This window comes from Paenibacillus sp. FSL R5-0486 (assembly GCF_037975155.1).
In the GTDB taxonomy this organism is placed as follows: Bacteria; Bacillota; Bacilli; order Paenibacillales; family Paenibacillaceae; genus Paenibacillus; species Paenibacillus amylolyticus.
Window position 1 is genome coordinate 4,870,466 of the sequence record NZ_CP150237.1, and the last position, 20,102, is coordinate 4,890,567.

17 protein-coding genes and 2 tRNA genes are annotated in these 20,102 nt (G+C 47.3%); all 19 read right to left on the reverse strand.

Translation table 11 applies throughout. The annotated features are described in order from the left end of the window. Positions 1 to 10: 10 nt before the first annotated feature. The 19 genes from MKY01_RS21580 to MKY01_RS21670 all read right to left on the reverse strand — a co-directional run bounded on the left by MKY01_RS21580 (position 11) and on the right by MKY01_RS21670 (position 20,000). Positions 11 to 340 (reverse strand): DUF1904 family protein, encoded by a 330-nt coding sequence (locus tag MKY01_RS21580; protein WP_091028528.1) that lies wholly within the window; start codon positions 338 to 340, stop codon positions 11 to 13. Positions 341 to 499: 159 nt separating this feature from the next. Continuing rightward, positions 500 to 613 carry a YjcZ family sporulation protein gene (locus tag MKY01_RS21585; RefSeq protein WP_082219140.1) on the reverse strand — a complete coding sequence of 38 codons (114 nt, stop codon included), beginning with the start codon at positions 611 to 613 and terminating at the stop codon, positions 500 to 502. Positions 614 to 729: 116 nt separating this feature from the next. Continuing rightward, positions 730 to 1,404 carry a hypothetical protein gene (locus MKY01_RS21590; RefSeq protein WP_339283463.1) on the reverse strand — a complete coding sequence of 225 codons (675 nt, stop codon included), beginning with the start codon at positions 1,402 to 1,404 and terminating at the stop codon, positions 730 to 732. A 171-nt stretch (positions 1,405 to 1,575) separates the two neighbouring features. Next, the gene (locus MKY01_RS21595; protein ID WP_339283465.1) at positions 1,576 to 1,755 is read right to left on the reverse strand and encodes a hypothetical protein; all 180 of its coding nucleotides are present in this window, start codon (positions 1,753 to 1,755) and stop codon (positions 1,576 to 1,578) included. Between the two features lie 144 nt (positions 1,756 to 1,899). After that, complete coding sequence (locus MKY01_RS21600) at positions 1,900 to 3,456, reverse strand: tetratricopeptide repeat protein (protein ID WP_339283466.1); 1,557 nt, start codon at positions 3,454 to 3,456, stop codon at positions 1,900 to 1,902. Between the two features lie 236 nt (positions 3,457 to 3,692). Beyond that, on the reverse strand, positions 3,693 to 4,115 hold the full coding sequence (locus MKY01_RS21605) for a hypothetical protein (RefSeq protein ID WP_036614795.1): 423 nt from the start codon (positions 4,113 to 4,115) through the stop codon (positions 3,693 to 3,695). 182 nt (positions 4,116 to 4,297) lie between these two features. Next, positions 4,298 to 4,371, reverse strand: a tRNA-Ile gene (locus MKY01_RS21610). A gap of 56 nt (positions 4,372 to 4,427) precedes the next feature. Beyond that, positions 4,428 to 4,501: transfer RNA gene (locus tag MKY01_RS21615), tRNA-Met, on the reverse strand. A 71-nt stretch (positions 4,502 to 4,572) separates the two neighbouring features. Beyond that, complete coding sequence (locus tag MKY01_RS21620) at positions 4,573 to 4,764, reverse strand: hypothetical protein (protein WP_047843730.1); 192 nt, start codon at positions 4,762 to 4,764, stop codon at positions 4,573 to 4,575. A 106-nt stretch (positions 4,765 to 4,870) separates the two neighbouring features. Further along, on the reverse strand, positions 4,871 to 6,322 hold the full coding sequence (locus MKY01_RS21625; RefSeq protein WP_036614797.1) for an extracellular solute-binding protein: 1,452 nt from the start codon (positions 6,320 to 6,322) through the stop codon (positions 4,871 to 4,873). A 20-nt stretch (positions 6,323 to 6,342) separates the two neighbouring features. After that, positions 6,343 to 7,206 carry an ABC transporter ATP-binding protein gene (locus tag MKY01_RS21630; protein ID WP_036614799.1) on the reverse strand — a complete coding sequence of 288 codons (864 nt, stop codon included), beginning with the start codon at positions 7,204 to 7,206 and terminating at the stop codon, positions 6,343 to 6,345. Positions 7,207 to 7,208: 2 nt separating this feature from the next. Further along, on the reverse strand, positions 7,209 to 10,130 hold the full coding sequence (locus MKY01_RS21635) for an FtsX-like permease family protein (protein WP_339283468.1): 2,922 nt from the start codon (positions 10,128 to 10,130) through the stop codon (positions 7,209 to 7,211). Then, complete coding sequence (locus MKY01_RS21640) at positions 10,130 to 11,239, reverse strand: efflux RND transporter periplasmic adaptor subunit (protein WP_339283470.1); 1,110 nt, start codon at positions 11,237 to 11,239, stop codon at positions 10,130 to 10,132. The genes MKY01_RS21635 and MKY01_RS21640 overlap by 1 nt, the downstream gene beginning before the upstream one ends. Beyond that, entirely contained in the window at positions 11,202 to 12,149 is a 948-nt protein-coding gene (locus MKY01_RS21645; RefSeq protein ID WP_339283472.1) for an ABC transporter ATP-binding protein, read from the reverse strand. The genes MKY01_RS21640 and MKY01_RS21645 overlap by 38 nt, the downstream gene beginning before the upstream one ends. A 272-nt stretch (positions 12,150 to 12,421) precedes the next feature. Further along, the gene (pyrE, locus tag MKY01_RS21650) at positions 12,422 to 13,063 is read right to left on the reverse strand and encodes an orotate phosphoribosyltransferase (protein ID WP_036674850.1); all 642 of its coding nucleotides are present in this window, start codon (positions 13,061 to 13,063) and stop codon (positions 12,422 to 12,424) included. Beyond that, positions 13,060 to 13,800 (reverse strand): orotidine-5'-phosphate decarboxylase, encoded by a 741-nt coding sequence (pyrF, locus tag MKY01_RS21655; RefSeq protein ID WP_127550748.1) that lies wholly within the window; start codon positions 13,798 to 13,800, stop codon positions 13,060 to 13,062. Before pyrF ends, pyrE begins: the two co-directional genes overlap by 4 nt. Before the next feature lie 103 nt (positions 13,801 to 13,903). Continuing rightward, on the reverse strand, positions 13,904 to 17,122 hold the full coding sequence (gene carB / locus MKY01_RS21660; RefSeq protein WP_036614808.1) for a carbamoyl-phosphate synthase large subunit: 3,219 nt from the start codon (positions 17,120 to 17,122) through the stop codon (positions 13,904 to 13,906). 1 nt (position 17,123) lies between these two features. Next, positions 17,124 to 18,266 carry a glutamine-hydrolyzing carbamoyl-phosphate synthase small subunit gene (gene carA, locus MKY01_RS21665; protein ID WP_047843735.1) on the reverse strand — a complete coding sequence of 381 codons (1,143 nt, stop codon included), beginning with the start codon at positions 18,264 to 18,266 and terminating at the stop codon, positions 17,124 to 17,126. Positions 18,267 to 18,695: 429 nt separating this feature from the next. After that, positions 18,696 to 20,000, reverse strand: coding sequence for a dihydroorotase (locus MKY01_RS21670; RefSeq protein WP_036614813.1), 1,305 nt, complete (start codon positions 19,998 to 20,000; stop codon positions 18,696 to 18,698). Positions 20,001 to 20,102: the final 102 nt, after the last annotated feature.

Sequence of the window (20,102 nt, forward strand, 5' to 3'; positions counted from 1 at the left end):
CCTCACAACCTCAATCCAATCGATAATCTGTCAGCGGCCTGCCTTTTTTATAATACAAATTAGGTGACAATATATTGAAGAAAATATGCACATCCGGCATGTATGCTTCTTCCAAAATAGCTTGCACCGACGATGCAATCCGATTATGAATCTCCTGGTCACGTTGAAACATCAGAATCTCTATAGAAGCCGGAGAAGGTGTTAGCGCTTGTACATCATGACGCTCTGCCTTCATTCTCTCCCTTGGAATATGAGTAATTAGGGCCATCTGCTCTGTAATTTGGGGTACAACTTCCTCTAGCTGAGGACCTGTGAATCCTTTAAAGCGAATAAACGGCATTGCTATCCCTTCAATCTCTGTTAATAGTCTCTTATGTGATTTTAAGCACATTGTTTTCAGTTGTCAAATGTCATGGATGGCATATGTTGCTTCTTATAAACAGGAAAAGCCCCGCTGAAGTCTCAGCGGAGCCACTGTTTGCACGTTTCTATACGTGACTTACAGCCAGAAAGATTTTGTGATGATCACGAGCAGGATGAACAGCACGAGAATTGCACTTGTAGAAGTCCATCCGCCACCAGCATTACAACAACCGTATCCAACTTGACTCATTTGATTGGCCTCCTTTGAATTTCAAGGTATGCCATAACATATGCGTATTCCGTGCAAGTGACCGGGCGAATCGGCAAGTTCAACAGCCCATTCATCTGGGATTCATACCCGTTAATTTAACCGGATGGGGCTATGGAAATTTTCAGTTTTTTTTCTTGTGACTCCTGAGGTGAAGGGTCTGTATTTCCTCTGTCGAGAAAGATTGTACGAGTACGTGTATCACTTTCGGATGCCAGAACAACCTCTCCATCAGGTGTTATGCAATACGCGATTGGAATGGAGATCTCGCTATCACGGTACGAACCATCCGCATGGCTAGTCCCCATGACAATACATTGATGCTTCAAGGCGATCTGCCGAGCCTCTTCGACCCACTCACTGTACTGCTCTTCACTGAACATGCCCACACCAATGGAATGCATCACAATGTCCACATCCCCTATATTCTCATTGCGAAATCCTTGCAGGACCAGCTCATCACACAACAAAGTGCTTATTACCCAACCCTGTTCCTCAACCCTCTCAGCAGGTGTATATTTAGCTTTCTCCAATACAACCTCTCCAGCCTTACTGATGATAATTGATCGGTCCTTTGGACGTTCGTCCAGTCTGCGATGACCTGAGACAATCATGGTCCCATATTCAGCCGCCAACCTGCAAGCTTCCTCAACATTTTGGTTCAGATAACCTTCAGGAAAAACCAATATATCCGCATCAGGGTGTTGCTTGAGTTCGGCTTCAAGCTGTAGCAAATGCCGTTCGAGCCTCGGTTGTCCAATGATAATTTTCATCTGGTATCCCCCAGTCATAAATAAAAGCCGGTTCATACCTGAATAAGGTACGAAACCGGCTTAAAGGTTGCACGAACAGAACTCCTGCTCACCGTACTTCGCTTCAAGAGTAATTGGTTCTCATGTTATTGCTCGGTGAAACAATTACCTTTACAGTTGAATGATATGTAGTTAGGCATTTCTATGTTCAATACTATCATAGATGGCCTGCCCATCATAGCTTCGATCTGTGGCGATATCTTTCACAAAGAGGGCGCTGCCTGCTGCACTATTTGCATTTACAGACAGAAAGCTAAATGCACCCACAACCCACATTAATGGATATAATGCAATGGATAAGGCTTTTTTCATGTTTTTGTCTCCTTTGCTGTTGAAATAGTGATTGGTTGAATATCCCATTAATACGATGAATTTCAATTAAAGGTTTCAATTTTTATATAAATATCACCAATTACATCCAACATACATACAGGAGACAAACTAAAATTGTTCCGTTCAGATCAACTCGAAACTCTGGAGCAAGGCTGCCGCCTCTTCATGATCAGGTTCCAGAGCCAATACTTTATGCGTATATGACAGGGTTTCTTCTTCCAGTTCAAGTTCGTAACAGCACACAGCCAAATCGTACAAGACGGCTGGATTATGGTTACTCGGATCTGCAACCAATGATATCTCCAGAAACCGTTTTGCATCCTCATACATATACATCTCATATAATAGCTGCCCTGCCAGAAATGCGAGACCTCCTTGCTGCTCCATCACATAGTAGGACGACCACATCGTATGAATACCAGACTGAATATCAAGCATTTCCTCATCACTTGCATCAGGAAGAAGACTGGAAATGTGGGTAGCACTGTGAATCAAGAACTCCGCATCATACCCGCCCAGACGCCAAAACGGTAAAATATGCTTTAACTCCATACTCTCTATTCGAGAGTCTACCCATTGTTTCATGCTGAAAAAGTCATCCGGGCCAAAACGTTCAACAAATCGATGGTAGGCCAGACGTGTGTTCACATAACTGATGGGTTCGTCCACCATCAACATACACCCAACATTCAGATCTTTATAATGATGTGTTGTGAATCGTGTATGAGCGCCCTGCTGTTCAAGAACATATTGAATGGCATGGTAGTTAGCCGTTAGAGAAAAACTCCCGTGAAGAACAAATTCTGGTGGCTCTGCGAACTTCCAGTTATCCAGGCGATGATCCCCTTTATCAGCGGTAATCAACACATAACCTGACTGTGACAGCTTGTTCAACCGTTCGAGACAGGACAACCCGATTGCAGGGAAAAGAATGTGCGAATCCTCCAGTTCCTCTTTGTACAATGTAATAAGCTCCTGATATGGATAGTTATCCGCACTGTATTCCGGCGCTCGGCAATACTCATAACTCAGTGTCATGTTCTTCAGCATCTCAGCGGGCTCAAGATCAAGACGACGATCCGGAGACTGTACAAGCAGATCACACTCATAGATCTCGCCATCCCCAATGTAGATTAATTCCTGTGGAATGCTGTCAAAAAAGTAATTAGCAATCAACAACAACGGTTGTTTCAGATCACCGGGCTGAATAACCGTGCCTGCAACGACCAGATTCAATTCCGTATCCGCTACAGCGTCAAAACGCGCAAAATCCAATATACCTTGTTGAATAAAGGATTGCATGGATGGATGCTCCTGCCAACCTAGCACATTCTCCGCTACGAGATCCGTCATCACATATCTGAAAGGCGGTAAAGGTATTCCAGCAAATTCCTTTAACTCAAGCAATTTCAGGAGAACTTGATGTGCCAAACGCCCTACACCCGCTCCAAGTTCAAGAATGGTTACGGTCTCGTTGATCTTTCCTTTGTTCGAAAGGTCCTGAAGAAAGCCAAAGATCATCTCTGCATACGCCGTGGCAATCAACGGATTACTCGTAATATATTGAGGGACATGGTTCTCTGTCCAAGCTTGTAGCCCCTTCTGCTCATAATAAGCTCTCTGCCAATCCCAGACCGGAGCTTCACTGTAACGAAAACGTTGACTTTCATTTGACGTCATTAAACGGAAACCTGCTTTCTATCACTAATTTCATACGTTTCTCAGATGATCACGTATTATTTGATGTCCAATACCATTCAATCTCTGTAATGCATTATATCATAGAACCCTACCTACTCGATGAAGTTCAGTTTTCCCCTTCAACAGGAAAAAAACCTGCTTTTTAGGGCAGGTCCTTGAGGCCTTTCAATTAAGAAGACTATTGATCTAGTTTACTTAGGCAAGGACGCTCAACATTAGTCGGAATATACAGCTCCATCAAAGTTCTCAGGGCCTACACGGATCGTACCGAGCAAGTTGGAACTGATAAATGCAGTGTACGTCAATTGAGGTGTGATAGGCGGGTTGAAGTCATCTGCAGAGAACGTAATAATCTGAGGTGCAAGGACACTCAAGCTAAACGTAGACGTTGCGGAATAGATCACAGGGTCCGTAGCCAAAGTCCCCCTAACAATTGTAATAGTTACACCAACGAGTGCCAAAGGAAGTTGCACAGACACCGTTCCTTTGAATTGTACCCGTGGGTTTGCCCCTGCTCCTGCTGTTTGCAGACCAATCTGACCGAATAATTGTGGTGTATTAATAACCAGGATTGGTATTGCAATAGAGTTAGCCAAACTCGCATTCTGAGATGTTCTTGCATCAAGAAATTGACTCATGAAATCTACCTCCTATGGGTTGGGATAAGGTAGTATATGCGAGATTTGAGATATGGCATGGACATACATCGTGATTCGAAAAAAAGGGCATACTAGAAAGACACCATTTACAAGATACCTTTTACTTCAGAGCTTACATGCAGACAGAAAAAAACCCTTGCTAGGCAAGGGTTTTAAGAGTATGGGCCCTACAGGACTCGAACCTGTGACCAATCGGTTATGAGCCGACCGCTCTAACCAACTGAGCTAAGGGCCCTAGACATAATGTATAACGTGCAGATGATGGCTGTGAATCATCCAAGTGAAACTAAATTGCGGGGGCAGGATTTGAACCTGCGGCCTTCGGGTTATGAGCCCGACGAGCTACCGGGCTGCTCCACCCCGCGTCAGTAAGAAATATTAAAACAGCGACTTAATTAATATACACCATTCTATCCCAATAAGTCAAGGGGTAATGTCAGGGAATAAAACGTACACCGTAACGTCCTTTACGTGATCGATAAACTTCCACTTCCGCTGGTTCATTATGACCGTAAATCCACCCATCCTGCTCCATACGTTTGGCCAGACACCCTGCCTGAAATTTGGTTGCATACAACTTGCTGAAATATACCCAGTGCATACCGCTCGTCCTTTCCGGAGTCGTCATTTATTCCTGCTTTTTGTAGAATACCCCATTTTCATAAAAATAGCCGCCAAAGATTAAAATCTTCAGCGGCTATCCTTAACTTATGATATGACTACTACATCAAATCTCATTGAAACGTAGCTTTAGGATCCTTTTTCAATTTCTCCAGCATCTCGTTTCCTTTAGCTGCCCACTCACCAAGTGCTTCTTTTGGTGTCTTTTTGTTCTCTAGTACCTGGTTGAAATATTCCATACCTTTTTCATTGACTTGCCATAAACCTGGGGATTTTTGATACATTTTATCCAGATTGGTATTTGTTGGCGGAATCGGCTTCAGCGAATAGAATGCTTGAATGTTATAATCCAGGCCGTCTTTGGGCTTAATGAAACTCTTCCGTGATACCATCTCATAGCTGCTGCGTGCTTTAATCTTAGCCCAGTCCTCACTGTTCATGTACTTGATCAGTTCCCACGCATCATCCGGGTTCTGAGCCGCACTATTAATCGCCATGAGGTTGCTCAGGTAGATGCTACCTCCAATTTCAGGAGCTTCCGGGTGAACTGGAGGTGTTACCACATCCCAATCCACTTTCGTAAAGTCTTTCATTTTATCCGCATTTTTATTAGCATCAATTAATTGATTAATATAGCTGTAATCACCAATAACCATGGCTGACTTGCCACTCAGGAATAGGTCACCCTGTACCGGATCATAACGCCCACTCGGATTCTGATCCTGTGGCTCGTCGCCTTTAGGAATAACTTTGTCAATCGCAAGTTTGCTGATGGTGCTCCACACTTTCTCCCATTGAGGAGAATCTACTGTCATCTTCTCTGCTTTGTCATCAAACGTCTTCAGCTGCAACGAGCTGTAGTACTGCTGCATGGAGTAGTACGGCGGACCACCCTGATATGTCGTGAAGGAGAAACCAAATACATGATCTTTACCTTCACCTTTCGTTAGACGGGTACCCAGATTGAAAATATCATCCCAAGTCATATTGTCCGTTGGCGGTTCCACGCCTGCTTTTTCAAACATACCCTTGTTATAGAACAAAGCGGAGGAGGAAAACGTTGGTGTCAATGCATAGATGCTCTGGTCCCCAAGGTCCTTAATTCCCTCCAGCACACTAGGCACAATATCACTGGTATCAAACTTGTCTTCCTGCATCAATGGGTCCAGCTGTTTGACCAGATTCTCCTGAATTAATGATTTGACTGTAGAGGTATCCGCCACGATGACGTCAACCGGATTATCCCCAGTCATAATCTTCTTCAGACTTTCCATCGTATCCGGAGCTTCCTGCTGTTCTTCTGTGTTACCGTACCCATACATACTGCTCTGATCAACGGCAGCCACAATCTCGATCGTTACATTGGGGTGTGTCAGTTCAAAAGCATCGGTAAATTGCTGACGGAAGTAACTGTCATCCTGTCCGCCCCACATCGTAGCCACACGCAATACACGCTGCTCCGTATCCTTCGCCTCACTTGCCGTACAGCCGGCAATCAGCGGCATTGCCAGCGTTGCTGTAGCCATGACGGCTAAAACACGTTTTCCCCACATACTGTTCTTCATATCCCAGTTCCCCCTCTTAATTATCTTGGCGGTGTAATAACAATGCGTTCACCGTCAAATTCCAATGTAGCCCGGTTATCAATGGATAAGGCCTCCAGATACTCTTTAGGCACCTGAAGTCGCCCTGCACGGTCAATAATGACAAATGCTTCGTGAATGTCCGGCATACCCGCCTCGGACAAGTTATGCTCATCATCCAGATTCGGGTTGCGCTTCACAAACTCGGTACTGGTCAAGCCGTCCCGAATCGCAACGATCCGGTCCACCTTGCCAGCAAGCGTCAAGTCATGGGTAACGATGACAATCGTAACGCCAAGTTCCTTGTTCATTCTTCGAAAAATGCCCATGATTGTATCACATGTCTCGGAATCGACCGAACCGGTAGGTTCATCTGCAAGCAGAATTTTGGGACGATTGGATAATGAGATCGCAATCGCTACCCGTTGTTGCTCTCCTCCTGACAATTGATGCAATTTGTTATGCATCCGATCCTTAAGGCCTACCCATTCGAGCAACTGTTTCGCGTAAGCACGATCACGCTTGCCTCCCAGTATCATGGGAGTCTCCACATTTTCCAGTGCAGTGAGATAAGGCAGCAAGTTACGACCGTTATTTTGCCAAATAAAACCTACCGTATGACGTTTGTATTCGACCAATTGAGCATCTGTCATCTTGAGCAAATCCCAGTCTCCCACAACAGCCGTACCAGCCGTAGGACGATCAAGTCCGCCCAGAATATTCAGCAGCGTGGATTTACCGCTACCGCTGTTACCGATGATCGCCATCATTTCACCTTGATTGACAGTCAGGTTGAGACCCTGAAGGGCAACGACTTCCACATCGCTGGATTTAAAAATTTTGACAAGTCCTTCGCATTGGATCACGTTTACCTCTCCTCTCCCATTTTGACTGCCTGGTGAACTCGCAATCTGCGAATCTGCCAGAGCAACATCGTTGCACCAATGACCAGCATCACTACGGTGACCCCATACAGTTGCAACATATCTTGCTGTTCAAACACAATCCGGAACGGAGGTACCTGAGCAGATACATTATCCGTCGTTTGCAGGAATGGCAGGAATAAACGACTGGATACCTGACCAATCCCAATACCTAGCAGGATCGATAGACCTGCTGTGAACACCTGCTCCAGCAGCAGCATGCCGCTTAGTTGTGCCCGGGATAACCCCATGGCCCTTAATACACCAAACTGCACAACACGCCCGGACAAATTGAAGAACCAGTACAGCACGTATCCAATCAATGAGATAATAACCGATACCAGGAATCCAAGGCTCAGTATCCCGAATACGCCACCTCTTGACGGATGTTTAGCCTGAGATACCAATTCGGTACGTACGTCACGTACAGATGATAACTCAATGCCTTCTGCTGCAAGTTTCTCCATTAGTGGAGCCACTTTGGCATCCGATTCCATTTTCAGCCACACCTCATAAGGAATCAAAGGCACCTGATCATAGATATAATCCAGATTCGCCACGAAAAATGGCATCTGATCCGGATACTGGGCTGGCCAGTAAGGTATGATCCCAAACACGACGAATTCAATCGCCTGTCCCTGTACACCCATGGAGACGAGATCTCCAGTTTTGAGTTTGAACTTGTCAGCAAATTTGGAAGAGATCAATACAGCCCCTTCATATTTACCAAGCAAGTCAAGGTACTTGTAGGGATGTGCCGGGAACAGATCGTTGCGGAACCAAGCCACTTGAGCAAAGTCCACATTATCAATTCCGACCAGCATTCCCTGTCCACCCGATTTACCAGAGACGATAATATTGCCTTTGGTCTGCAGCACGCGTGCTGCATGTTCAACCCCGTCTAATCTGCGGAACACTTCAAATGGAGGTTCGGAGTAGATGACTTTGGATGGCTGCGAAGAACCGCCACCACCACCTGGAGCACCTCCACCGCCATTGCCTCCGCCGGAACCACCACCAGCAGAACCTCCTCCTCCATTGCCACCGCCTTGTTGACCTCCACCCGTACCGCCGTTCTGTCCTGAACCACCGGGTTTAACCTCAGGTGTTCCTTCCCATACAGTCTGCATAATCACATCAGAACCATAACGGTACAAGGTACGCTCAGTGGAATTCAGATCAATCGTCCGAGCTGCAGCCGAGTTGTACACCCCAAGTCCCAGTGTCAGTACAAGGAGGATCATCAGCGGATAATAGGAAGAAGATGAACGCGATAACTGTGTTAATGTCAGATACAACGGGACCGGGAGAAACTTGCGACCGATCAACTGAATGAGCTTTAAAATCCACGGGAACAAGCGCAGGAAGAATAGTCCAAGCGCAAAGATCGCGAGTGCGGGTACAAAAAACAGAAACGGCTGTACCTGCAACTGATCCGTTGTCATTCCGGTCTGGAAGGTCAACATCTGACGTTCATAGAACAGGTAGTATCCATATCCAGCCAGACCCAGCAACACAACATCCAGGAACCAGCGTTGCCATACTGGAGCGCGGTCTGTACGTGCTTGTCGCCGCTTAGCTGATACAATGGTTGCCCGTGCATAGGTTATCGCAGGGATAAGTGATGCGATGATCGCAACAAGGACCGCTGCTACGCCCAGGAGAATAGCTTCTTTTGATACACCGATCGGAATAGACTTCCGATCTACGAACGAGAGAAAGCCACTTGCAGAGCCAATACTCTTGGCCATAAACCAACCGAGAAACGGTCCAATAATCAACGCAATAACGCCCAGGAATATACCTTCAAGCAGGTAAAGAGAGAAGATCTGCCGAGCTGAAGCTCCACGGCTACGCAATACCGCAATATCACTCTCTTGCTTCTGTAATGACTGTCTGGCGTTCATCGCAATAAAATAAAAGACCATCGCAATCATCGGTGCTGCCAAGGTAAACAACATGGTCTGCAGTTGCAGACTCTGACTGCGGAACTGCTTAAGCAGATCACCAAAGGTGATGTCCACTTTTGTATCTTTCAGCCGCTGGTACAGATCGATATCCAGCCTTTCCAGCATGGAAGTCAGACCTGATAACTGGCTGGTTTGAATTTCTTTCAGATCAAAGGCATAATACCAACGTGAATTTTGAAGTGGAATCCCTTTTTCCTTCAGTAAAACATCATTAAAAACCGATTCATCCACATATAGTCCATTCATCATGCCGTCAAATCCTTGTACCCAGTAAGGACTGTTCGGATCATCTGCCTTGAAGGACCCCGTAATCTTCACACGTAACGTGATATCAAGACCGCTATACACCGGATATTCCAGAATGTCACCGATATGCAGGTCGTTACGGTACATGCCCTCTTCCAACATGACTGCCTCGATCGTGTCATCTTTGACCTGGTTTCCAGGTTTCACCCCGGCAGAGTAGTTCACCTGTGCATCCAGCCCACTCATCGTACCCAGACTCATACTGCGCGCCCTGCTGGCATCCACTTTGGTTGGATCTTCCGGGCTCACCTCTGTGCTGCGAATGGATCTCGAATTCACATACGTATGAAAAGGAAACCCGATGTCGCGAGGAACATCCTCACGAATATAACGATCTACTTCGTCCAGACCCCGAGTGTCTGTCTTCACGCCACCAGGTGCCTGATAACTCATCAGCAACGAACCGGCTGGCAACCCTTCACTGTTATCCTGCAGCGTTTGCGCGACGACCCGTTTCAACGCACCATCGGCGTACATTGGAATACTGACGGTGAACGCTACCGCCACAATCAATCCAATCAGTGTGCTGAAGGTCATCCAGCGCGTGTTCCACATTTTGCGGAACAGCAGCCGAAGCAATGGCAGCCCCATTAGCGTCCCACTACTTTCTGACCTACGGTCAGACCTTTCAGAATCTCGACATCTGTCGATGTCTGCTGTCCAACTTCAACGTCCACTTCACGCTTGCTGCCATCACTCTCCACCACTTGTACATACGTTCTTGAACCGATGGAGCGTAAAGCGGATACAGGAATCACAATTGCGTTCTCGGTACGCTGCGTTACAATCGAGACCGATAGTGGTGTGCCACGTTCGACGCCTTTTGGCATTTTTGCAAGTGTAACGATGACATACTTATCCAGCGTTTCCTTGGTTGGAGGCGTACCGCCTTCACCCGACCCTTCGCCACTGCCGCTTCCCGATGCTTCCGCGATAGGCATAACTTTAATTTTGCCAGCGACTTTACCAGCTCCATTAATATCTACTTCTGCCTTCATACCGGCCGAGAACTTCTCCAGATCTTCCTTGGCAAAGGTAGCTGCCACAACCAGATTCGATGTATCCGCAATCGTAGCAATCGGATCATACGCTTTCACGGTTGCACCCTTCTCTACCTGCACTGCAATAACGGTGCCGCCAAACGGAGCTGTCAACGTGGCTTTGCCCAGTTGTTCCTCCAGATCAACGAGTTCCTGGCGTAGTTCTTCAAACGCAATCGTTGATTCTTCGAACTCTACCGGGTCCATCTCATCCTTCTTGCGGAGTGTTTCCTTCATTTGAACTTCGGATTTGCGAATAGCCAGTTTCTTGCCACGGATCTCCTTTTCTACACTCTCCACATCGAGGACAGCAAGAAGTTGACCCTTTTTCACTTTATCCCCTGGTTTAACATTTAACTCTTTGACATGCATGCCATCAAGCGTGAAGTACACCTTCTCTTCCCGCTGACTCATCATCTTGCCGCTGCCACTTACTTTTTTCTCCAACGTTTCCGTCCGGACTTCATATTCCGGTTTCTTGGAGATCGTTGGTGGTGTAATAGGCGGAAGCACTTCTTCCTCTGTTTCTGACGGCAGCAATGAGCAGCCGGACATCGTTGCAACCATTATCGCACCGAGTACAATAATCGCTGCGCGTTTCCCCCTCTTCGGAGCGGCCCCTTTACTTGATAAATCTGCCGTCCGCCATTTCATAAACATGGTCCGCAACCTCCAAAATTGTAGGATCGTGTGTAGTCATACATATTGTTACTTGTTCTACTTCAATAATATTGCGGAATACGGCCATGACCTGAGCGCCCATCTTGGAATCCAGTTCCGCTGTAGGCTCATCCGCAAGCAACAATCTGGGTCTATGGGCAATCGCCTTGGCTATAGCCACCCGCTGTTGCTCTCCCCCGGACATCTCGAAAGGTCGGTGCTTCACCCGTTTGGATAATCCAACCAGATCCAGACAGTGACCAACCCTGTCCTTCCATTCCGCTCGCGGAACGTCCGCCATTCGCAGCGACAGTTCTACATTTTCCCAAGCAGATAATAAGGGCATGAGTGCATACGCCTGGAAAATAAAACCGATCTCTTTGCGCCGCAAAGCGGTCCGCCGCCGGTCTCCCCAATCCTGAAGAGGCTGACCAGAGAACAGAATGTCTCCACTTGAAGGCTGATCCAGTCCACCGAGCATATTCAGCAGTGTTGTTTTGCCTGAGCCCGATCGCCCCTTCAGCATGACCAGTTGTTGCGGATTCACTTCCATATCAATGCCTTTGAGCACATGGATAATGCGACTGCCTGTCTGGAAACTGCGATGCACGTTACGCACCTCCAGTACAGGTCCATCATATGGAGGCAGCATATCCTTCTTTGGTTTGATCTTCTTCTGGGGTTCATCAACGGTAGTGACAGCAGTTGCAGCCACTTCATCTGAAGCGATTTCACTTTCAGGTAACGGAGATTTACTTGTCGGGTAATCGTGTTCATTGTTGTATGTATTTTCCCCCGACTCCGTCGATGCCTCCAACGGCGTTTCCCCCTGTTGATGTTCATCGCCTGACTGGCTCTTGGCAGGTCTTTTTCTGAGAAATAAATTCTTCATGCCAGCAATCACGCTCATCCTTTCTTGAAATCCCGTTCATTTCTTCAAAAAACCTAAAATTAGAAATCTGTTCCATCCTACACTGAATTATAAACGACCGATCACAACTAAAAGTTACAAGCTTTTTACAACGGTAGAGTGAAAAAGTTAATATTTTGATGAACAAACAAAAAAAGCACCCCAAAGTGCGGGATGCCTCTTGCATATTCAATGGTTTTGCCGCTATGACGGCAATCATTACAATTTTGATACCGTTCATTCCTGAACATTTTTTCGAGGTATCAATGATATTATTTACCAAATGAAGAAGGATCTTCACGCCAGGATTTAAGCAACTCAAAGTCACTCTCCTGAATCGTTCCCTGAGCCAAAGCCACATCCATCAGCGCCGTGTAATTGGACAACGTCTGAAGTGGAATTCCAGCATCTTCAAATGCTTTAACACCTTTATCCAGCTGGTAGCTGAAAATGGCAAGCACGGCGAGAGGTGTTGCACCTGCAACGCGTACAGCTTCTGCTGCTTTGATCGAACTTCCACCTGTAGAGATCAGATCTTCGATGACAACCACTTTCTGTCCTTCGGTAATCAGACCTTCGATCAGGTTCTCCTTGCCGTGTCCTTTCGCTTTATCACGAATGTAGGCCATCGGCAGATTCAGCTTCTGAGCCACCCAGGCAGCATGCGGGATACCTGCAGTTGCCGTACCTGCAATGACTTCTGCATCCGGGTATTGGTTCCGAATAATCGTTGCAAAGGCTTCAGCGATATCGTTGCGAATCTCCGGATAGGACATCGTTAAGCGGTTATCGCAATATATTGGTGATTTGATGCCGGATGTCCATGTAAATGGCTGCTGCGGACGTAACGCCACGGCTTTGATTTTCAATAGTTGGGAAGCAATATGATTCGGAATCTCATTCAGTTCGATCATGCGTTCAACATCTCCTTCAAAATGGTTTCTACCGCTTCTCGCGGATTGGGAGCGCCTGTAATGGGTCTGCCTACAACAATGTAATGACTGCCTCTGGCGATGGCTTCACCTGGGGTCAAGACGCGTGTCTGATCTCCCAGACCACTACCCGCTGGACGAATTCCTGGAGTAACGGTGTGAAAAGCACTGCCACACGTTGCCCGAATTGCGGGCACTTCCAGTGGAGAAGCAACAACTCCATCCAGTCCGGCCTCTTGGGCTAGTCCTGCATAACGGACCACAGCAGCTTCCACACTTCCCGGGATGCCAATCTCGTTATTCATCGTTTCCAGACTTGTACTGGTGAGTTGGGTGACTGCAATGATCTCGGGCTTGCTGAGGGAAGGATCAGCAGCGACTGCTGCCTCAGCACCTTCACGTGCAGCACGCATCATAAGGGCTCCACCCGCTGCATGTACATTGAACATGTCTACGCCAAGACGTGTGATACTCTCAGCTCCGCCACGAACGGTGTTGGGAATGTCATGCATTTTCACATCCAGAAAAACGGAGTAACCTTTGGATTTCAGCTCCCGAATAAAGTCCGGTCCTGCTGCGTAGAACAGCTGCATACCCACCTTGAGATAACAGGGAATGCCCTCAAGAGCTTGTACCAATTCTTGAGCTTCTTCCGCTCCAGGATAATCCAGTGCCACCATCAGACGGCCAGCCATTTCATTGAAACTCGCTTGATTCATCACCAGCGTTCCCCTCCACTTGCTCATTTTTTCCGTTTTTGCCCGATATAAAGGACATCCCGCCAGCCCGCAGGCTGACTGATGTCCTTCATCAGAGAGTTATTTATTTTACAAAGACAGGCATTGCTTCCGAAGAGAAGTTGATCGTTTGCAGCATGATCAGCAGCGCACGAATCGTATCCAATGAAGTCATACATACAATGCCGTTTTCTACCGCTTCACGACGGATACGGAATCCATCACGCTGCGGTGTTTTGCCTTTGGTGAGTGTGTTGAAGACAAAGTTTGCTTCGCCGCTACGGATCATATCCAGAATGTTCGGCGAACCTTCACTTAATTTGTTCACAGTCGTTACCGGAATGTTCGCTGCTTCAAGCGCAGCTGCTGTTCCGCCGGTAGCCATGATTTTGTAACCCAGTCTGTAGAAACCTTCGAGCAAAGGAACTGCTTCGTCTTTGTCTTTGTCTGCTACAGTTACTACGATCGCTCCGGTTGCCGGAATTTTCATTCCTGCACCGATGAGGCCTTTGAACAACGCTTTAGCGTAATTCGGGTCACGGCCCATAACCTCACCTGTAGACTTCATCTCAGGTCCAAGGGTTGGTTCTACACGACGCAGCTTCGCGAAGGAGAAGACCGGAACTTTGACAGATACATGATCCGATTCAGGCCACAGTCCATCGACATAACCAAGATCTTTCAGTTTCACACCCAGAATGGCTTGGGTTGCCAAGTTCGCCATCGGAATGTTGGTTACTTTGCTCAGGAATGGTACGGTACGGGATGAACGCGGGTTCACCTCGATAATGTACACTTGGCCATCATGGATAACAAACTGGATGTTGACCAAACCTACCGTTTTCAGTTCTTTCGCAATTTTGATTGTAATCTCTACAATTTTCTCTTTCAAATCCTGGGACAGATGTTGAGGAGGATATACCGCGATGGAGTCACCAGAGTGAACCCCTGCACGCTCGATATGTTCCATGATTCCCGGAATCAATACCGTTTCACCATCACAGATGGCGTCAACCTCAACTTCTTTACCCATCATGTAACGGTCGATCAGGACCGGATGCTCCGGATTGATTTTAACCGCCTGTTCCATGTATGTCAGCAATTCAGCATCGGAGTATACAATCTCCATCGCACGACCGCCGAGTACATAGGAAGGACGAACCAGTACCGGGTAGCCCAGACTTTGAGCTGTTTCTACTGCATCATCAACGGAAATGACCGTTTTACCTTTTGGCTGTGCAATCTCCAGACGGGAGAGCAGACGCTCGAACTTCTTGCGATCCTCCGCCTCATCGATGCTTTCCAGATCGGTTCCGAGAATCGTTACACCTGCATTACGCAATGGTGCTGCCAGGTTGATGGCTGTTTGACCACCGAACTGTACGATAACTCCTACTGGCTTCTCCTGTTCGATCACGTTCATGACATCTTCGAAGAAGAGCGGTTCAAAGTACAGGCGATCCGATGTATTAAAGTCCGTAGACACCGTCTCCGGGTTATTGTTGATAATGACTGCTTCATAGCCTGCTTTTTGCAATGCCCATACTGCGTGTACAGTTGAGTAGTCGAACTCGATCCCTTGACCGATCCGGATTGGTCCTGAACCCAGCACCACAACTTTTTTCTTGTCTGAAGGGATAACTTCATTCTCTGTCTCGTAAGTTGAGTAGTAATATGGCGTTGTTGCTTCAAACTCAGCCGCACATGTATCTACCATTTTGTACACTGGGCGCAGGTTCTCTGCTTCCCGACGAGTTCTAACTTCCGCTTCAGTTGTTAATGTGCCTCCTGGTTGACCTTGCGCACGCAGTTCAGCAATGGCACGGTCTGTGAATCCAAGGCGTTTCGCTTGATACAGAATGTCGGAAGACAATTCGGATTCTTCGCGAATGCGATCTTCAAATGCGATCAGACCTTCGATTTTGTCCAGGAACCACCAGTCAATCTTGGTCAGATCCTGCAGCTGTTGCAACGTATAACCTCTGCGGAATGCTTCGGCAATCAGGAAGATACGCTCATCATCTGCTTTGATCAGACGTTCGTTCAAGGTCGCTTCGTCCAGCGTTTCGGCATCCTTCAGGTAGAGGCGATGTACGCCAATTTCCAGGGAACGAACTGCTTTGTGAATCGACTCTTCGAATGTCCGGCCAATAGCCATTACTTCGCCTGTTGCTTTCATCTGAGTTCCCAGTTTACGGTTCGCCGAGATGAACTTGTCGAACGGCCAGCGTGGGATTTTGCTCACGATGTAATCCAGTGTAGGCTCAAAGCAAGCATACGTTTGGCCTGTTACCGGGTTCACGATTTCATCCAACGTGTAACCCATGGCAATTTTGGCAGCCATTTTTGCAATCGGATAACCCGTTGCTTTGGAAGCCAGAGCCGATGAACGGCTTACCCGTGGATTTACTTCGATAACATAGTATTGGAAGCTGTGTGGGTCCAGTGCAAACTGTACGTTACATCCACCCTCGATGTTCAGGGCACGGATGATTTTCAGGGAAGCTGAACGCAGCATTTGATATTCACGGTCCGACAATGTTTGGCTTGGTGCTACGACGATACTGTCACCTGTATGAATACCTACCGGGTCAAAGTTTTCCATGTTGCAGACAACGATACAGTTATCGTTTTTGTCTCGCATAACCTCATACTCGACTTCTTTCATACCTGCAATGCTCTTCTCGACCAGACATTGCCCAATCGGGCTGTAACGAATTCCCGCTGCCACCGTCTCACGCAGTTCTTCTTCGTTCGCACAGATTCCGCCGCCAGTTCCGCCCAGTGTATAGGCTGGACGCACGATGATTGGATAACCAATCTCATTCGCAAATTCAAGTGATTCTTCAAGTGTCGTTACGATGACACTCTCTGGTACAGGTTGTTCCAATTCACGCATCAGGTCACGGAACAGATCACGATCTTCCGCTTTCTCGATGGATGTCAGCTGTGTTCCGAGCAATTTCACATTTTCACGTTCCAGCACGCCAGCACGAGCCAGCTCTACAGCCATGTTCAGACCTGTTTGACCACCCAGTGTTGGCAACAAGCCATCTGGACGCTCTTGACGAATGATTTGGGTTACAAAATCCAGTGTAATTGGCTCAATGTAGACTTTGTCAGCCATGTTTGTATCCGTCATAATGGTCGCCGGGTTGCTGTTGATAAGTACAACTTCCACGCCTTCTTCTTTCAGAGCCTGGCAAGCTTGTGTACCGGCATAGTCGAACTCGGCCGCTTGACCGATGACGATTGGACCGGAACCAATCACCAGGATTTTTTTGAGATCTTTGTTAATCGGCATGTTATTGTGCTCCTTTCACTGCGGCTGCCAATACGGCTTGACGCGGCTTTTGCGGGTTAGTGATCTTGTGCTCGCGAATCATCTCGATGAAGCGGTCGAACAGATAGCTGTTGTCGTAAGGACCCGGGGCTGCTTCAGGGTGATATTGAACCGAGAATGCCGGGAATGATTTATGTTTCAGACCTTCAATGGTCTTATCGTTATTGTTGATATGTGTAACTTCCAGGTCTGTACTCTTCACAGACTCTTCGTTTACGGTAAATCCATGGTTCTGGGATGTGATGAAGCAACGTCCGCTCTCCAGTTCTTTCACCGGGTGGTTTCCTCCGCGATGTCCAAACTTAAGTTTTTCCGTGTCTGCTCCTGCTGCAAGTGCGAACAACTGGTGACCCAGGCAGATACCGAAGATCGGGTATTCGCCAAGCAATTCACTGATCATGTTAACTGCGTGAGGTACGTCTTTCGGGTCCCCAGGGCCGTTGGACAGTTGAATGCCGTCCGGGTTCAGGCGACGAATCTCGTCTGCTGTTACATCGTGTGGAACAACAACAACGTCACAGTTACGTTTGCTGAGTTCGCGCAAGATTCCTGTTTTCGCACCGTAATCCACGAGCACAATACGCTCAGCCGTTCCCGGGCTGTTGTAGACATGCTCTGTAGAAGTCATTGGCACCTGGTTACGCAGCTCGGCAATGGTGGTGTCTCCCATCATCTCCAGCAGTTCTTCCACAGGCTTCGATCCTGTTGTGAGAATTCCCTTCATTGTGCCGTGGTGACGAATCCGGCGAGTCAACATGCGTGTATCAATTTCGCTGATTCCTACGATGCCGTATTCCTTGAGCAGATTGTCTACGCTGTATTCCGCACGCCAGTTACTCGGCGTTGGCTCATGACGACGCACAACGAAACCGTGTACGTATGGACGAATCGACTCAAAGTCATCACGCGTAATACCGTAGTTTCCGATCAGCGGATACGTCATGGTTACGATTTGACCGCAATAGGAAGGATCCGAAAGCACCTCTTGATAGCCTGTAATTCCCGTATTAAAAACGACCTCACCTGTAGTTTCACCTTCAGCACCAAATGCTTTCCCGGTGAACAGTGTGCCGTCTTCCAACAATAATCTTGCCTGTGCCTGCATCCCATTTCACTCCTCTGTGTTTATCAACGTTGAATGCATTGGGGTTGAACATGGGGGACGTTACGATTGTGCGGCTCCGTGGGCAGAAAACCCTTTGATCGCTGTTATCCCCGGATTACTTTGATCCCATTCTTCAAATGGAGTAATCCGGTGATAAAGGCGAACGCTTTGCTTCTTCGGGTTCTTTCTGCCCACTCCGCAGTTACGTTGGTGTCCAAGTTCAAAATCATGACATTCAACTTTGCTTTGTTTCGTATGTTAGACTCTCGGCATAATTTGCCTCGAGTTAGTTGAAAAGATGTTACTGTGTAGAAGTTGTAAATTTAGAGTTATAATGACTTGTTGATTTAAGAGTTAAGAATTACTGTTACTGTTTTAAAGAGTTAAAGATATAGAGTTACTGATTTATTAATTTGCTAAGTTACCGTTTTACTGTTGTACCGTGTTATTCCACACGCTTTTGCCATCCACCCAAGTTTGTACGGCCCAGCCTTTCAGCTTCCAACCTGTGAATGGTGTGTTTCTTCCTTTGGTTGCAAACGTTGCAGGATCAACTGCTTTTTCCTCGTTCAGGTCAATCATCGTGATATCGGCTGGTGCTCCCTCTTCCAGTTTGCCTGTATCCAGTCGGAATACACGTGCCGGATCAGCTGTCATGCGTTTCACCAGGAAATCCAAGCTCCACAATCCTGTTTCCACAAACTTGGTGTACAGCAGCGGGAAGGCTGTTTCGAATCCTACGATTCCGAAAGGTGCCAGCTCCATGCCTTTGGCTTTCTCTTCTTCACTGTGTGGTGCGTGATCAGTTACGATCATATCCAGCGTGCCGTCCAGCAAACCTTCGATACAAGCCTGCACATCGCGTGGTGAGCGCAGCGGCGGGTTCATTTTCCAGTTGGCGTCCATGCCCGGGATATCTTCATCCGACAACACCAGATGGTGTGGACATACCTCAGCAGTTACTTTAATGCCAATGGACTTCGCCAGACGAATCAGACGAACCGATTGCTCTGTACTTACGTGACAGACATGGTAGTGAACTCCTGTTGCTTCTGCGAGCAAGATATCACGGCCAACGTGGATGGCTTCGGATTCATTTGGAATCCCTTTGATGCCGTGGCGCTTCGAAAACTCACCTTCCGTCACATATCCACCAACAACCAGTGAGTCATCTTCACAGTGAGCGATCACTGGCATATCCATGCTTGCTGCGAGGCTCATGGCATCCTTCATCATTTGAGCGTTTTGTACGCCTACACCGTCATCTGTGAATCCAATAGCGCCTGCTTCTTTTAATGCGGCAAAATCGGTAAGTTCACGACCCAGTTCATTTTTTGTAATGGCTGCATAAGGCAACACTTTAACCAGATCAGCTTCTTTGGCTTTATCCAATACCAGCTTCACAACTTCCGCTGTATCTGTTACTGGTCTTGTGTTCGGCATGCAAGCGATTGTTGTAAAACCACCTTGTGCTGCTGAACGGGCACCTGTCTCGATCGTCTCTTTGTGTTCGAATCCAGGTTCACGCAGATGCACATGCATATCGATCAATCCCGGAATGACCAGTTTGCCTGATGCGTCTGTCACACTTTGCGCTGACTTTTCGGCATCCAGTACGGCTTGGTCTTCCAGACCAGCGATCTTTTTAATTTTACCTTCATCTATAATGATCGTTTTCCGTTCAAGTTCCCCTTGTTGGTTCAAGACGTTTGCGTTTTTTATAATCTGTAGCATAATTGCCCTCCGCTTCGGTTCTGTCCGGCTTACCAGGCAAGCCGGATGATTTTCTTTATCGTGTACTCTCTTATTGCTCTATAAGAACTACCGTACCGTCAG

Coding starts and splice junctions, on each gene's coding strand:
- MKY01_RS21590 (WP_339283463.1), bottom strand. CDS start 1,404: ATGAAAATTATCATTGGACAACCGAGGCTCGAACGGCATTTGCTACAG.
- MKY01_RS21635 (WP_339283468.1), bottom strand. CDS start 10,130: ATGGGGCTGCCATTGCTTCGGCTGCTGTTCCGCAAAATGTGGAACACG.
- MKY01_RS21620 (WP_047843730.1), bottom strand. CDS start 4,764: ATGACGACTCCGGAAAGGACGAGCGGTATGCACTGGGTATATTTCAGC.
- MKY01_RS21625 (WP_036614797.1), bottom strand. CDS start 6,322: ATGAAGAACAGTATGTGGGGAAAACGTGTTTTAGCCGTCATGGCTACA.
- pyrE (WP_036674850.1), bottom strand. CDS start 13,063: ATGATCGAACTGAATGAGATTCCGAATCATATTGCTTCCCAACTATTG.
- MKY01_RS21600 (WP_339283466.1), bottom strand. CDS start 3,456: ATGACGTCAAATGAAAGTCAACGTTTTCGTTACAGTGAAGCTCCGGTC.
- MKY01_RS21585 (WP_082219140.1), bottom strand. CDS start 613: ATGAGTCAAGTTGGATACGGTTGTTGTAATGCTGGTGGCGGATGGACT.
- pyrF (WP_127550748.1), bottom strand. CDS start 13,800: ATGAATCAAGCGAGTTTCAATGAAATGGCTGGCCGTCTGATGGTGGCA.
- MKY01_RS21645 (WP_339283472.1), bottom strand. CDS start 12,149: ATGAGCGTGATTGCTGGCATGAAGAATTTATTTCTCAGAAAAAGACCT.
- carA (WP_047843735.1), bottom strand. CDS start 18,266: ATGCAGGCACAGGCAAGATTATTGTTGGAAGACGGCACACTGTTCACC.
- MKY01_RS21670 (WP_036614813.1), bottom strand. CDS start 20,000: ATGCTACAGATTATAAAAAACGCAAACGTCTTGAACCAACAAGGGGAA.
- MKY01_RS21640 (WP_339283470.1), bottom strand. CDS start 11,239: ATGTTTATGAAATGGCGGACGGCAGATTTATCAAGTAAAGGGGCCGCT.
- MKY01_RS21605 (WP_036614795.1), bottom strand. CDS start 4,115: ATGAGTCAATTTCTTGATGCAAGAACATCTCAGAATGCGAGTTTGGCT.
- carB (WP_036614808.1), bottom strand. CDS start 17,122: ATGCCGATTAACAAAGATCTCAAAAAAATCCTGGTGATTGGTTCCGGT.
- MKY01_RS21595 (WP_339283465.1), bottom strand. CDS start 1,755: ATGAAAAAAGCCTTATCCATTGCATTATATCCATTAATGTGGGTTGTG.
- MKY01_RS21580 (WP_091028528.1), bottom strand. CDS start 340: ATGCCGTTTATTCGCTTTAAAGGATTCACAGGTCCTCAGCTAGAGGAA.